This is a genomic window from Paracoccus wurundjeri, from assembly GCF_030678915.1.
GTDB classification, from domain to species: Bacteria; Pseudomonadota; Alphaproteobacteria; order Rhodobacterales; family Rhodobacteraceae; genus Paracoccus; species Paracoccus onubensis_A.
This window is the reverse complement of sequence record NZ_JAUUTZ010000006.1, coordinates 77,448-90,723: the sequence shown is the minus strand read 5'-3', so window position 1 is coordinate 90,723 and position 13,276 is coordinate 77,448. Positions and strand designations below refer to the sequence as shown.

Genomic DNA, 13,276 nt, shown 5'->3' with positions numbered 1-13,276 from the left:
AGGCTGTGATAGTAGGGCCACTTGCCCGTACCCGCCGCATTGTCCTATCAGGGTCTGGTTGAAGCGCGGCGACACCTTTCTTGGTTAGGTGGGATGTATGCCTAGCCCGCCGGACTGTCAACGCTGGCCCTTCTCCGCACGGGAGAGAGGCATATTATACAAAGGGAGTTCTATGCTTAAACATTCCATTCTGGCCGCTTTCGTGATTGCGGCGCCTGCCGCGCTGCCCGTTGCCGCGCTTGCGCAGGACAACAATGCCGAACCCGCACAGAACAGCGAAGCAGAACCCGCACAGAACGAAGCAGCGCCCGCTGAAAGCAGCGAAGCAGAACCGGCGCAGGACAGCGAAGCCGCAACCACGCAGGACGGCGATGCCGAAACCGTCGTGGCGACCGTGAACGATCAGACGATCACATTGGGCCAGATGATCGTGATGAAGCAATCCGTGCAGGATAATCCCCAGATGCAGGATCTGCCGGATCAGGCGATGTGGGACGTTCTGCTGGATGAGCTTATCCGTCAGGCAGCCGTTTCCGCGAGCGGCAAAGAAACGGCCAGCGTTCGCGCGCAGCTTGAACTGCAACGCCGCAGCGCTTTGGCATCCGAGGCTGTCGAGGGCCTGTCACAAGCAGAACCCACGGATGAGGAACTGCAGGCGTCCTATGACAAGCTTTTTGCCGACGCCGAACCGCAGACCGAGTATTCTGCTGCGCATATCCTTGTCGATTCCGAGGAAAAAGCGCTGGAAGTAAAGAAAAAGCTGGATGACGGTGGCGAATTCGGCGAACTGGCCGAGGAATATTCGACCGGCCCCAGCGGGCCGAACCAGGGCGATCTGGGCTGGTTCACCGCCGATCAGATGGTTCCGGCTTTCTCTGAAGCCGTCGCTGCCATGGAAGCGGGCCAGATTTCCGATCCGATCAAGACCGATTTCGGCTGGCACGTCATCAAGCTGAACGACACCCGCGTGAAAGAGGCGCCGAAACTCGAAGAGGTGCGCGATCAGCTTGTGCAACTTGTCCAGCGCGAGAAAATCGAAGGCGAGATCGAGCGGCTGACGAGTGAAGCCGATATCGAAAAGACCGAAGGCATCGATCCGACCCTGATCAACAAGGTCGAATTGCTGGAGGCCGAATAATCATGGGCAAGGCCGGGATTACCGTATCGCCTCTGGCACCCGCGTCTTTCCCTGATCTGCCCCGGATTGCTGGTGTGGAATTCGCCTCTGCTGCGGCAGGGGTGAAATATCAGGGGCGCACCGATCTGACCCTGATCCGCATCGCCAAGGGGGCGCAGATTGCCGGAGTGTTTACACGCTCGGCCACCCGTGCGGCCTGTGTGCTGGACAATCAGGCCAAGCTGGCCGGCGGGGGCGGCGCCCCCGACGGTGCGGCAATCATCGTGAATTCCGGCAATGCGAACGCCTTTACGGGCGCGCGCGGGCAGGAATCCGTCGATGCGGTGACCGGTGCGGTTGCCCTGGCGCTGGGCCTTCCTGCGACCAATGTCTATTCTTCCTCGACCGGGGTGATCGGCGAACCCCTGCCACATGAGCGGATCGTGGACTCGATTTCTGATCTGGTTGACAAACTCGATCCGGCGGGTGCCGCTGAAGCGGCGCGCGCCATCATGACCACGGATACCTTCCCCAAGGGCGCATCCGCCGTAATTGCGGCAGAAGGCGGCGAGATACGCATTACCGGCATCGCCAAGGGCTCGGGGATGATCGCGCCCGATATGGCGACGATGCTGGTCTATATCTTCACCGATGCGAAAATTTCCGCGCCATTGCTGCAGGATGCTTTGACGCAGGGGCTTGGATCAAGTTTCAACGCGATTACCGTCGACAGCGATACATCCACCTCGGATGCGTTGCTTCTTGCCGCGACCGGCCAAAGCCCGGCGGCGGAAATCCTCTCACTTGACGATCCGGCAGGACGGGCCTTCATCAGGGCGCTGCATGGAGTCATGCTGGAACTTGCGCATCTTGTCGTGCGTGACGGCGAGGGGGCGACGAAATTCGTCGAGATCCGGGTAACCGGCGCCGCCTCGGACGAGGATGCGCGCAAGGTCGCCTCTGCTATTGCCAATTCGCCGCTGGTCAAGACCGCTATCGCCGGTGAGGACGCGAATTGGGGGCGTATCGTCATGGCGGTCGGCAAATCCGGCGCGGCTGCGGATCGTGACAGGCTGACTATCCGCTTTGGCGATATGGTGCTTGCCGAGAACGGCTGGCGTGCGCCTGATTACGATGAACGGGCAGCCAGTGCCTATATGAAGAACCAGGAACTCCTGATCGCTGTCGATATGGGGCTGGGGCAGGGCGCGCAGACCATGTGGACCTGTGATCTGACCCATGGCTATATCGATATCAACGCCGATTATCGCTCGTGAAGACGGTTCTGGTTTCTGCGGTCGCTTTGATCGACCCTGATGGGCGCGTACTTCTTGCGCAGCGCCCAGAGGGGAAATCCATGGCCGGTTTGTGGGAGTTTCCCGGCGGCAAGGTCGAACCGGGGGAAACGCCGGAAGCGGCCCTGATCCGCGAATTGCAGGAAGAGCTGGACATCGATACATGGGCATCCTGTCTTGCGCCGCTTTCATTCGCCAGCCACAGCTATGAGGATTTTCATCTTTTGATGCCGCTATTCGCATGCCGCAAATGGAATGGCGTGGTTCGTCCGCAGGAAGGGCAGGTGCTGAAATGGGTCAGGGCACAGCAATTGCGCGATTACCCGATGCCACCCGCAGATATCCCTTTGATCGCAGCTCTACAGATGTGGTTGTAAGGGGCGAAACACCGGGTGGATGCTCCTCTCTTGGCGGGCGGAACGGTGAAGTCTTGAACGGAAAAAGGGGCCTTTAAGGCCCCTTTTTTATGTTGTCGTATCAGGACGGCGTTACAGGTTGCGTTCGACCTCTTCGCGTTCGAAGATTTCGATGACATCGCCTGCACGGATATCATCGTAATTCTCGAAGGCCATGCCGCATTCCTGGCCGGACTGAACCTCTTTGACCTCGTCCTTGAAGCGCTTGAGTGTCTTCAGCGTGCCTTCGTGGATCACAACGCTGTCGCGCAGCAGGCGGACACCCGCGGAACGCCGCGCCACGCCCTCGGTCACAAGACAACCAGCGACCTTGCCGACGCCGGTGACCTTGAACACTTCCTTGATTTCGGCATAGCCGATGAAGTTTTCGCGGACTTCGGCGGACAACAGACCCGAGGCGGCGGCTTTGATGTCGTCGACCAGATCGTAGATGATCGAGTAATAGCGGATCTCGACACCCTTCTGGTTGGCCGCATTCCGGGCCGGAGCATTCGCGCGGACATTGAAACCGATAACCGGGGTTTGCGACGCTTCCGCCAGTGTGATGTCCGATTCGGTGATCGCGCCGACACCATAATGGATGACGCGGACACGGACTTCATCATTGCCGATCTTTTCAAGCGCCTGAACGATGGCTTCGGCAGAGCCCTGCACATCGGCTTTCACCACCACCGGAAGCTCTGCAACACTCTCGTCGGCCTTGGCCTTCGCCATAAGCTGCTCAAGCGTGGTCGCGGCACCGGCGGCGGCGCGTTTGTCCTTGGCTTGCTGACTACGATAATCCGCAATTTCGCGAGCCTGTGCCTCGGTTTCGACGACGTTCAGAACATCGCCGGCTTCGGGCGTGCCGTTAAGGCCCAGGACCTCCACCGGAACCGAAGGTCCGGCTTCCTCCACACGTTCACCCTGATCGTTGATAAGTGCGCGAACCTTGCCCCATTGCTCGCCGACGACGAAAATATCGCCGCGCCGCAAGGTGCCGTTCTGGATCAGAACCGTCGCGACGGGGCCGCGGCCGACGTCAAGCTGCGCCTCGATCACCGCACCCTGAGCAGCGCGGGCGGGATTGGCCTTCAGTTCAAGAATTTCCGCTTGCAGCGCAATGGCTTCCAGCAATTCATCCAGACCCTGACCGGTTGCCGCGGAAACCTCGACATCCTGCACGTCACCAGAGAGTTTCTCGACGATCACCTCCTGATGCAGCAATGAAGTACGCACCTTATCGGGATCGGCCTCGGGCTTGTCGATCTTGTTGATGGCAACGATCATCGGCACCTTGGCGGCCTTGGCATGATTGATCGCCTCGATGGTCTGCGGCATCACCGCATCATCGGCGGCAACCACCAGAACGACGATATCCGTCACATTGGCACCACGTGCCCGCATCGACGTGAACGCGGCGTGACCGGGCGTATCGAGGAAGGTCAGCACGCTGCCCGAATCGGTCTTCACCTGATAGGCGCCGATATGCTGGGTGATTCCGCCGGCTTCGGCCGAGACAACATTGGCCTTGCGGATCGCGTCCAGAAGCGAGGTCTTGCCGTGATCGACATGGCCCATGATGGTAATGACCGGTGGACGCGGCTGTCGATCCTCGGGCTTGTCCTCGACCGTATCGATAACCTGTTCGACATCCGAGTCGCTGACGCGCACGGTCTTGTGGCCGAATTCCTCGATCACCAGTTCTGCGGTATCCGCGTCGATGGATTGATTGATCGACACCATCATGCCCATATTCATCAGCGATTTGATGACATCGGCGGCGCGCTCGGCCATCCGATTCGCCAGTTCCTGAACGACGATGGTTTCGGGCAGCTGCACTTCGCGCGCAACCTTTTCGGCCCGCTGCTGCTGGCCCATCGCCTTCTGACGCGCCCGCTCTTGCTTGCGTTTCATGGCGGCAAGACTGCGCTGGCGTCCGCCTTCGCCTTCAAGCGCCTGAGAAAGCGACAGCTTGCCCGAGCGACGATTGTCGTCGCGCCCGGCCTTGCTGCGTACGTCACGATCATTGCCCCGGTCGGGGCGGTCGCGGTCACCCTTGCGCGGACCCGCAGCAGAGACACCCTTGGTTTCAGCACGGGACGCCGCAGCTTCGATGGCAGCCTGATCCTGAGGAGGTGCAGGCGGAGCATCCGCTGCCGGTTTCGCCTTCGGTGCCGGCGTTTCTTTCTTCGGCTCGGCCTTGCGCTTGGCCAGTTCTTCCGCTTCGCGGGCGGCACGCGCTTCTTCCTCGGCCTTGGCCTTCAAAGCTTCTTCGCGTTCACGCTCCTGACGGGCTTTCTCTTCGATCTCGGCCCGGCGGCGTTCACGCTCTTCCTCGCGGGCCTTTTCATCGGCTTCGCGGGCGGCGGTTTCGTCGGCTTCGCGAGCTCTGGCGGCAGCCAGAGCCTTCAGGCGGCGCTCCATTTCGGCATCCGAAATTCCCGCCGGCCGTTTGGAGGAGGCGCCCCCGGACTTGCTGCCACCGACTTTACCCTTGTCGCCGGAACCGGATTGCGTGGTACCCGGCTTGGGCACCATGACGCGCTTGCGTTTGGTTTCCACGACCACATTCTTGGTGCGGCCATGGCTGAAACTTTGTTTGACCTGTCCCGGACGACTGCCGCCGCCAAGGCCAAGTGTTTTTTTACCGTCGTTATCGCTCATCTGCGTCTTCATTCCTTCCCGGCCGCCGTATTGCCGCCGTCATGCCCGCGCAGACCCGTCAGTCTGCCGGCTTCCAAGATCACCTTGTCCGTCAGGCCACCCGCCGCAAGCGCGCCGTGTATGACATGATCGCGCCCGAAGGACAAACCCAATTCTGATGCGGTCAGGCAACCGAACCATCGACCGCCTGTCGGTGTCCACAGCTTGCCCTTTCCGCGTTCCGAGCCGTCGCTGGCCTGCAGCAGAACCTTTGCCTTGCCTTCCGCGAGCCAGCCCTTAACCTTTTCAAACCCTGCTACCGCCTTGCCGGACTTGCGGGCAAGTGAAATCAGCTCGACCACACGCCGCGCAAGGGCGGTTTCGACCAACCCGGCCAGATCCTCGGGGGCCTTCACCTGCGCCCTGGCGGCACGGGAGAACAATCCCTTCGTTGCGGCCTTTTCAAGCGCTGCGGGATCGGCTGCAACCCAGATACCGCGACCCGGCAATTTTTCGGCCAGATCCGGCACAATGATGTTGTCCGGCCCCACGACGAAGCGGATCAGCCCGGGCTTGGGCTGTACCTCGCCGGTGACGATGCAACGCCGCTCGGGCTGCTCGCGCGATTTATCCCGCCCGCCTCGGCTCACGGCCTTGCCAGATCCGGGGCGGTCAGGCCCCGGCCTCCTCGTCGGTTTCGGTTTCTTCCGCGGCTGTTTCAAGCTCGGCAGGATCAACCCAGCCAAGGCTGACACGAGCGGTCATGACCAGATGCTGCGCCTCTTCCAGCGAGACGTCGAATGGCTCCAGCAGGCCTTCATCCTTGACGCGCTGTCCGTCGACCGTGGTCCAGCCGCCGGCAAGTTCCCAATCGGCGCAGGTGGCGAAATCTTCCAGCGTCTTGATGCCGTCCTTGGCCAATGCCTCGATCATCTGGGGATTCAGCCCCTCGAATTCAACCAGCGAATCCTCGACCCCGAGCGCTCGGGCATTTTCAAGAGCGGTCTTGTTGCGGGCCTCCAGAACGTCGCGGGCACGGGCCTGCAGCTCTTCCGCCGTGCTTTCGTCGACACCGTCGATGGTCAGCAATTCGCCTTGCTCGACATAGGCGACCTCTTCCAGATCGGTGAAGCCTTCGGCGACCAGAAGCTGGGCGAAGAATTCGTCCAGATCAAGCGCGTCCATGAACATCTGGGTGCGGGTGTTGAATTCGGCCTGACGGCGCTTGGATTCCTCTTCCTCGGTGAGAATGTCGATATCGAGGCCGGTCAACTGACTGGCCAGCCGCACGTTCTGGCCGCGACGGCCGATGGCAAGGCTAAGCTGCTCATCCGGCACCACGACCTCGATCCTGCCGCCATCCTCGTCGAACACGACCTTGCTGACCTCGGCAGGTTGCAGCGCGTTCACAAGGAAGGTTGCCTGATCCTCGTTCCAGGGGATGATGTCGATCTTTTCGCCCTGCAATTCGCCGACGACGGCCTGAACCCGGCTGCCGCGCATGCCGACACAGGCACCGACCGGATCGATGGAATTGTCATAGCTGATCACAGCGATTTTCGCACGCGAGCCGGGATCGCGGGCCACAGCCTTGATCTCGATGATGCCGTCATAGATTTCCGGCACTTCCATCTTGAACAGTTCCGCCATGAACTGCGGATCGGTGCGCGACAGGAAAATCTGCGGACCACGGGTTTCGCGACGCACATCCTTGACATAGGCGCGGATCCGGTCGTTCGGACGATAGCTTTCGCGGCCGATCTTTTCATTGCGGCGCAGCACCGCCTCGCCCCGACCGACATCGACGATGATATTGCCGTATTCCTCGCGCTTGACGACGCCGTTGATGATGGTTCCGGCGCGGTCCTTGAATTCTTCATACTGACGGTCGCGTTCGGCCTCGCGGACACGTTGCAGGATCACCTGTTTGGCAGACTGCGCGGCGATTCGTCCCAGTTCCACCGGCGGAACTTCGTCCACGATCACGTCGCCGACCTGCGGGTTGTCCAGATAGGGGCGGGCCTGCTCGACGGTCAGTTCGGCCTGATAATTTTCGACCGCGTCGTCTTCGACCACGGTGCGGACGCGGGTGAAGCTTGCATTGCCCGTCTTGCGGTCGATCTTCACCCGGATATCCATCTCGGCGCCATAGCGGGATTTAGCGGCACGGGCGAGGCTGTCTTCCATCGCTTCGATGACGAGTTCGGGCTCGATCATCTTCTCGCGTGCCACGGCTTCGGCTGTTTGCAGCAGTTCCAACTGATTGGCAGAGGTGATCGCCATCACTTACTCCTTGGGTCATCGGCGCGGTCCGCGCCATCATCTTCTGTTTCGATTTCGTCAAAAGCGGATTCGTCCAGATTGCCGATCTCGACACCGGCTTCCTTCTTCTGACGCAGCATTTCGCGGATCAGATCGTCGCTCAGCACCAGCTTGGCATCCGACAACCAGTCGAGATGCAGCCCGATGGTCTGAATCTCTCCGTCCACGTCGATATTCAGCAAGACCTCATCGCCCTCGACACCAGCCAACTCGCCCTTCCAGCGTTTGCGACCGTCGATCGGCTGATTGGTTTCCAGCCTGACCTCATAGCCCTGGAAGGTTTCGAAATCCTTCAGCCGGGTTAGCGGGCGGTCGATGCCGGGGCTGCTGACCTCCAGATGATAGGCCTCTTCAAGCGGATCCTCGACATCCAGCGTAGCGCTTACCGCGACAGAGATATCGCCGCAATCATCCACGTTGATACCGCCTTCGGGCCGGTCGGCCATGATCTGCAGGGTCGCCTGCTTGCCGCCCTGAAGCCGCACGCGAATCAATTCGAAGCCAAGATCCTCGATCACCGGTGCGATGATCTCGGCAAGGCGCCGGTCGATGGCGGTCTTGGCGATCAGGTCGTTGGACATGACTTCCCTTTGGATACAAAAAACGGGCCTTCAGCGGGCCCGTGCGAAACTTCCGGTCGGGGCAGGGGGTGGAAGCCTGCGCCGCTGTCAAGCGGGTATATATTGAGGTTTGGAGAAATGTGCAAGGGTGCTGTATACCCTTGGGGAGGATGCCGGATCGTTTACCGTCTGATAAGCAAATCCGGGATGGGAAGAAACGGGGCGGATAGGACCATGCTGACTTCGAAACACGCCATACTCACGCTTGGCCTGCTAACCGCTGCTTGCGCGGCTCCGCCTTCAGGCGTCGACAGCGCGGGTTCGGATAACGCGCAGTTATCGGCTGGTGGCGACGTTCAATGCTCTGGCGCATCGGCGGCCGATAACCGGATCGGGGTGCAGACAACGAATATCGCGCGTGCAAGAGCCGGATTGCCCAGGGTTCAGCAGAACGCCGTTCTGGCGCGGGCCGCCGCCGAACATGCATGCGACATGGCGAAGCGTGGCAGCATGACCCATAATGGCAGCTCATCCTCCGGACCGAATGCGCGCGTCAAGGCGCTGGGCTACAGGCCCATGCTGGTGGCTGAAAATATCGCCGCCGGACCGTATGATGTGAACCAGGCGTTAAGCGTATGGAACGCGTCACCGAAGCATCGTGACAATATCCTGCGTCCGCAAGTGCGGGATTTCGGTATCGGCCATGCGATCGGATCGGATGGGAGAACGCATTTCTGGGCCGCTGTCTACGGAGCATCGCATTAATGCGAATTGGCGAAAAGCCCCTCGCGGATGGCATCCATGACCCTGATCAGCTCCTGCGTGATGCGCGGTTCGGACAGGGCGTGGCCCGAAGCGGGAATCAATCGTAGCTCACACCGCCCCCAGCCCTGCGCAAGCTCCCAGGCAGAGAGCGGCGGGCAGACCATATCATAGCGGCCCTGAACGATCACTGCGGGCAGATGTGCGATCAGGTTGCGGTCACGCAAAAGCTGGCCTTCGTCCAGAAAGCAGCCATTGGCGAAGTAGTGATTCTCCAGCCGGGCAAATGCCCGCGCGTATTCCGTCGGCGCGTGACCGCCGGACTGGTTCTGCAATCCTGCCAGCGCGTTTTCCCACATAAGCCACGGCAGCGCATAGCGTGATTGTTGCCCCAGATCGTCAGAGAAAAGGCGGCGATGATATGCGGCGATCATGTCATTGCGCTCGGTTTCCGGAATCGGATCGCAAAAGCGCGCCCAGAGATCGGGGAAGAACCGTCCGGCACCGCCGCCATAGAACCAATCCAGTTCGGTCTGCCGGCCAAGGAACACGCCACGCAAAATCAGCCCCGATACCCGTTTCGGATGGGCCTGCGCATATGCCAGCGCAAGGGTTGCCCCCCAGCTTCCCCCGAACAGCAGGGTCGAATCGATCCCCAGCAGTCTGCGAATCTGTTCGATGTCCCCGATCAGATGCGCGGTCGTATTGTTCTGAACCGAGGCCGCAGGACGCGAGCGGCCGCAACCGCGTTGATCGAACAATATGACGCGGTAATGATCCGGATCGAAGAAACGGCGCATATAGGGACTGCATCCGCCGCCCGGTCCGCCGTGGAGAACGATGACCGGTTGACCATCGGGTTTGCCGCATTCCTCGACATACAGACGGTGCCCGTCGCCGGTATCGACGATTCGCCGTTCATATGGTTCGGCCGCAGAATAAAGGCGTCCCGGCGAGTAACCGATTTGTTCTGACAATCTGTCCATGAACGGATTATAAGCCCAACTGCCGGAACTCGCCAGAAGGAGCCAACATGACAAGCATTGACCCTGCCGAGATCGTAAAATTCGAGGCCATGGCACAGGAATGGTGGGATCCGAAGGGCAAATTCAAGCCGCTTCACATGATGAATCCGGTTCGTCTCGACTATATCGTGTCGCAGATCGCGGCGGAATTCGGGCTGGACCGGCGCAGCCTTCGGCCATTCGAGGGGTTGCGCATTCTCGATATCGGTTGCGGAGGCGGACTGATCGCAGAGCCCATGGCCCGGCTTGGCGCGAAAGTTGTTGGCGCGGATGCCGCCGAAGGGAATATCGCGGTTGCCTCGCTTCATGCGGAACAACAGGGGCTGGACATCGATTATCGTGCCACGACGGCTGAAACCCTTGCAGGGATGGGTGAGGAATTCGATGTCGTGCTCGCACTGGAGATTGTCGAGCATGTGGCCGATCCGGCTGCGTTCGTCTCGACATGCCGCGATTTGCTGCGCCCCGGTGGACTGGCGGTGATCTCGACCCTGAACCGCACCGCGAAAAGTTTTGGCGCCGCGATCATTGGTGCCGAGTGGATCATGCGCTGGCTGCCAAAGGGCACACATGACTGGAACCGTTTCCTCACGCCAGAGGAATTATCGGGCATGATGGGTGATTCGAAATTGCAGCCGGTCGATGCGCGCGGAATAGTTTTCAATCCCCTGACCTGGGGTTGGAGCCTTTCGGAGCGTGATCTGTCGGTCAATTACGCGATCGCCGCCCGTCGTTCGGAATAGCGGCGCTATTGGTTGCCGGTATCCAGTCTGCGGCGAAGTTCCCGAAGGACGGGCAGTGCAAGGCGGACCCGTTCGGCGCCGATATCCTGCACGACCTCGGTGATGACCGGCATGAATGAGGCGATTGCCGTATCACGCGCCGCCCGACCTGCCGGACTGATCGACACGAATTTTCGGCGCGCATCGTCCCAGTCGGGACGAATATGGATATGCCCGGCCCATTCCAGACGCGACAAGGTGTTGGTCATGGCGCCGCGGGTAATATGAAACGCTTCGGCCAACTGGGCCGGGGTGCGTTCCTCATTGACATGGGAAAGCAGGTTCAGGACCGAGAAATGGGAAATCTGCATCCCGCGCGGCAGAGCCTGGCTGATCAGGTTCCGTGATAGCTGATCCGCGATCAGAACTTCGGCGAAGAGGCTGGCGGCCAGCCTGTCATTGCCTTTTTTATGCTCGAGATCGTTCTTTGTCGTTTCCATATCTCTCATGGGCCTTCGAAAGGCCGGCCATGTTTGAGGGAGGGGATACGGGATCGTGCCCTGTCAACCGCCTTAAGGTCAAGGGAAACAAAGGTCACGCCCGGAACAGTGCCACCGTCTGCCAGCACTTTCCCCCATGGATCGACCGCGAGGCTGTGGCCATAGCTTTGACGGGGCTGACGATCCGGGGAATGCGGGGCGGGATGTGTGGCGCATTGCGCCGGGGCCAGAATGAAACAACCGGTTTCGATTGCGCGGGCACGCAGCAGCACTTCCCAATGGGCCTTGCCGGTGATGGTGCTGAAAGCCGAGGGAACCGTGATAAGCCGTGCGCCGGCCCGTGCGAGACGCAGGTACAATTCAGGAAACCGCAGATCGTAGCAGATCGTCATGCCAAGCGGTTGCCCGGCGGCCTGCACCAGGACGGCGCGATTGCCGGGACGATAGGCTGCGCTTTCGCGGTATCGCTCCGTTTCAGAAATGGTGACATCGAACATGTGCAGTTTGTCGTATCGCGCTGCGATCTCACCCTCGGGGTCGATCAGGAAGCTGCGATTGGCAAAACGCCCGTCTTCCGGATCGTCGCCTTTCAGTGCCAGCGAGCCGACCAGCAGCCAGATCCCGGCTGCTCGCGCCTCGGTCCGCAAGGCTGCCAGGGTCGGATCCTGGGATTCCGGTTTCAGCATTTCCGTCTGTCTGGCACGGTCGGGCGACAGAAGATTGGTGACTTCGGGCGTCAGTACCAAATCCGCTCCCCCGGCAGCCGCCTTACGCAGAAGCGGGATCGTCTCTGCCAGATTGGCATAGGGATCGTCGCCTGATGTCAGTTGCAGCATCGCAACCTTCAGGACATCGGCAGTCATGCCACCGATCCGGCAAGCAGGGGATCAAGTTTCCCGTCACGCTCCAACGCGTGCAATTCGTCGCTGCCGCCGATATGCTTGCCGTCGATGAAGATCTGCGGGACGGTGCGGCGGCCCATGGCACGCTGCATCATTTCGCTGCGTAATTCGGGCTGCGCGCCGACATCGATTTCCGTGAACGAGGCACCTTTGCGCCGAAGCAGTGACTTGGCCGCAATACAATAGGGACAGGTTCTGGTGGTATAGATCTCGACGCTGGCCAGATCAGTCATGCTTTCTTTTCCCTTTCTGAGTAATTTTACTCATTTAATCATCCTTAAGCGCACGTGCCAGAGACGCAACACAGATCCTGCCGGAACCCGCGTCATGTAGGGCTTCGGTAGCGGCAGAAAGTGTCGCGCCCGAGGTCATCACATCGTCGACCAGCAATACCGGCCGCCCGCCGAGATGCGGCAGTCGCCGAGGATTGACCGTTATCGCATTGGCGATATTGGCGAAACGATCGGTAATATTGCGGTGGTCCTGCATCGGGGTGTGGCGTTTGCGCAGAAGCAGATCGGGGATGACGGTCAATCCGTGTAATGCGCCCAGATGACGGGCAAGCAATGCGGATTGGTTATAGCGGCGCTTGAACAGACGGCGGAAATGCAAAGGCACCGGGGCGACGATCATGTCTGGCGTGATGATGGGGCGCGCGGCCTCGGACAACCACGCACCAAGCACCGGCGCAAGATCCGGGCGATCCCGATGTTTAAGGGCAAGCAGCAATATGCGTCCGGTGCCCGAATAGACAAGTGCCGCCCGGCCCCGGTGCCAGGGACGGGCAATGCTCAGACAATCGTCGCAAAGACATTCTGCCGCGTCGGCCTGATTGTTTTCGGGTAAAGGCGCGCCACATTTCAGGCAGGCGGGATCAGTGATGAAATGTGCATCCTGCCAGCATTCCGGGCAAAGCGCGGCATGCGCCCGGGAATCCGGGCTGTTTTCGACGATTCGGCCACAGCAGGGGCATTGCGCCGGATACAATAGGCCCAACACGGCTTTTACCGGCCGATGAAGAAGCTTATCT

At 60.4% G+C, this 13,276-nt stretch carries 14 protein-coding genes; 5 read left to right on the top strand and 9 right to left on the bottom strand.

Annotated elements, in window-relative coordinates; translation table 11 throughout:
- Nucleotides 1-172 precede the first annotated feature (172 nt).
- Genes Q0601_RS07975 through Q0601_RS07965 form a run of 3 tightly spaced genes read left to right on the top strand, consistent with a single transcriptional unit; the run spans nt 173 to nt 2,789 of the window.
- Nucleotides 173-1,138, top strand: a complete 966-nt coding sequence (locus Q0601_RS07975; protein ID WP_305288888.1) for a peptidylprolyl isomerase — start codon at nt 173-175, stop codon at nt 1,136-1,138.
- Nucleotides 1,139-1,140: 2 nt separating this feature from the next.
- Nucleotides 1,141-2,394 (top strand): bifunctional glutamate N-acetyltransferase/amino-acid acetyltransferase ArgJ, encoded by a 1,254-nt coding sequence (gene argJ / locus Q0601_RS07970; protein ID WP_305288886.1) that lies wholly within the window; start codon nt 1,141-1,143, stop codon nt 2,392-2,394.
- Complete coding sequence (locus Q0601_RS07965; protein WP_305288884.1) at nt 2,391-2,789, top strand: (deoxy)nucleoside triphosphate pyrophosphohydrolase; 399 nt, start codon at nt 2,391-2,393, stop codon at nt 2,787-2,789. The genes argJ and Q0601_RS07965 overlap by 4 nt, the downstream gene beginning before the upstream one ends.
- Before the next feature lie 111 nt (nt 2,790-2,900).
- Here Q0601_RS07965 and infB read toward each other — a convergent pair whose 3' ends face one another.
- The 4 genes from infB to rimP are packed head-to-tail and all read right to left on the bottom strand — an operon-like array spanning nt 2,901 to nt 8,356.
- The gene (gene infB, locus Q0601_RS07960; RefSeq protein WP_305288881.1) at nt 2,901-5,474 is read right to left on the bottom strand and encodes a translation initiation factor IF-2; all 2,574 of its coding nucleotides are present in this window, start codon (nt 5,472-5,474) and stop codon (nt 2,901-2,903) included.
- 8 nt (nt 5,475-5,482) lie between these two features.
- The gene (locus Q0601_RS07955; RefSeq protein WP_305288879.1) at nt 5,483-6,103 is read right to left on the bottom strand and encodes an RNA-binding protein; all 621 of its coding nucleotides are present in this window, start codon (nt 6,101-6,103) and stop codon (nt 5,483-5,485) included.
- A gap of 22 nt (nt 6,104-6,125) precedes the next feature.
- Nucleotides 6,126-7,736 (bottom strand): transcription termination factor NusA, encoded by a 1,611-nt coding sequence (gene nusA / locus Q0601_RS07950; protein ID WP_305288877.1) that lies wholly within the window; start codon nt 7,734-7,736, stop codon nt 6,126-6,128.
- Nucleotides 7,736-8,356, bottom strand: coding sequence for a ribosome maturation factor RimP (rimP, locus tag Q0601_RS07945; RefSeq protein ID WP_305288875.1), 621 nt, complete (start codon nt 8,354-8,356; stop codon nt 7,736-7,738). Before rimP ends, nusA begins: the two co-directional genes overlap by 1 nt.
- 213 nt (nt 8,357-8,569) lie before the next feature.
- On the opposite strand from rimP, the gene Q0601_RS07940 reads away from it, so the two are divergent.
- Nucleotides 8,570-9,100 (top strand): CAP domain-containing protein, encoded by a 531-nt coding sequence (locus tag Q0601_RS07940; protein WP_305288873.1) that lies wholly within the window; start codon nt 8,570-8,572, stop codon nt 9,098-9,100.
- Here Q0601_RS07940 and pip read toward each other — a convergent pair.
- Nucleotides 9,097-10,083 carry a prolyl aminopeptidase gene (gene pip, locus Q0601_RS07935; RefSeq protein ID WP_305288870.1) on the bottom strand — a complete coding sequence of 329 codons (987 nt, stop codon included), beginning with the start codon at nt 10,081-10,083 and terminating at the stop codon, nt 9,097-9,099. The genes Q0601_RS07940 and pip overlap by 4 nt on opposite strands.
- A gap of 47 nt (nt 10,084-10,130) precedes the next feature.
- Here pip and ubiG point away from each other — a divergent pair, with 47 nt between their 5' ends.
- Nucleotides 10,131-10,865, top strand: coding sequence for a bifunctional 2-polyprenyl-6-hydroxyphenol methylase/3-demethylubiquinol 3-O-methyltransferase UbiG (gene ubiG / locus Q0601_RS07930; protein ID WP_305288868.1), 735 nt, complete (start codon nt 10,131-10,133; stop codon nt 10,863-10,865).
- Between the two features lie 5 nt (nt 10,866-10,870).
- Here the strand turns inward: ubiG and Q0601_RS07925 are convergent, their stop codons facing one another.
- Genes Q0601_RS07925 through Q0601_RS07910 form a run of 4 tightly spaced genes read right to left on the bottom strand, consistent with a single transcriptional unit; the run spans nt 10,871 to nt 13,245 of the window.
- Nucleotides 10,871-11,344 (bottom strand): MarR family winged helix-turn-helix transcriptional regulator, encoded by a 474-nt coding sequence (locus Q0601_RS07925; protein WP_305288866.1) that lies wholly within the window; start codon nt 11,342-11,344, stop codon nt 10,871-10,873.
- 5 nt (nt 11,345-11,349) lie between these two features.
- Nucleotides 11,350-12,192, bottom strand: a complete 843-nt coding sequence (locus Q0601_RS07920; protein WP_305289130.1) for a carbon-nitrogen hydrolase family protein — start codon at nt 12,190-12,192, stop codon at nt 11,350-11,352.
- 11 nt (nt 12,193-12,203) lie between these two features.
- Nucleotides 12,204-12,470 (bottom strand): glutaredoxin 3, encoded by a 267-nt coding sequence (grxC, locus tag Q0601_RS07915; protein WP_305289128.1) that lies wholly within the window; start codon nt 12,468-12,470, stop codon nt 12,204-12,206.
- Between the two features lie 43 nt (nt 12,471-12,513).
- A complete protein-coding gene (locus Q0601_RS07910; RefSeq protein WP_305288864.1) occupies nt 12,514-13,245 on the bottom strand; it encodes a ComF family protein in 732 nt (243 codons plus the stop codon).
- Nucleotides 13,246-13,276 lie beyond the last annotated feature (31 nt).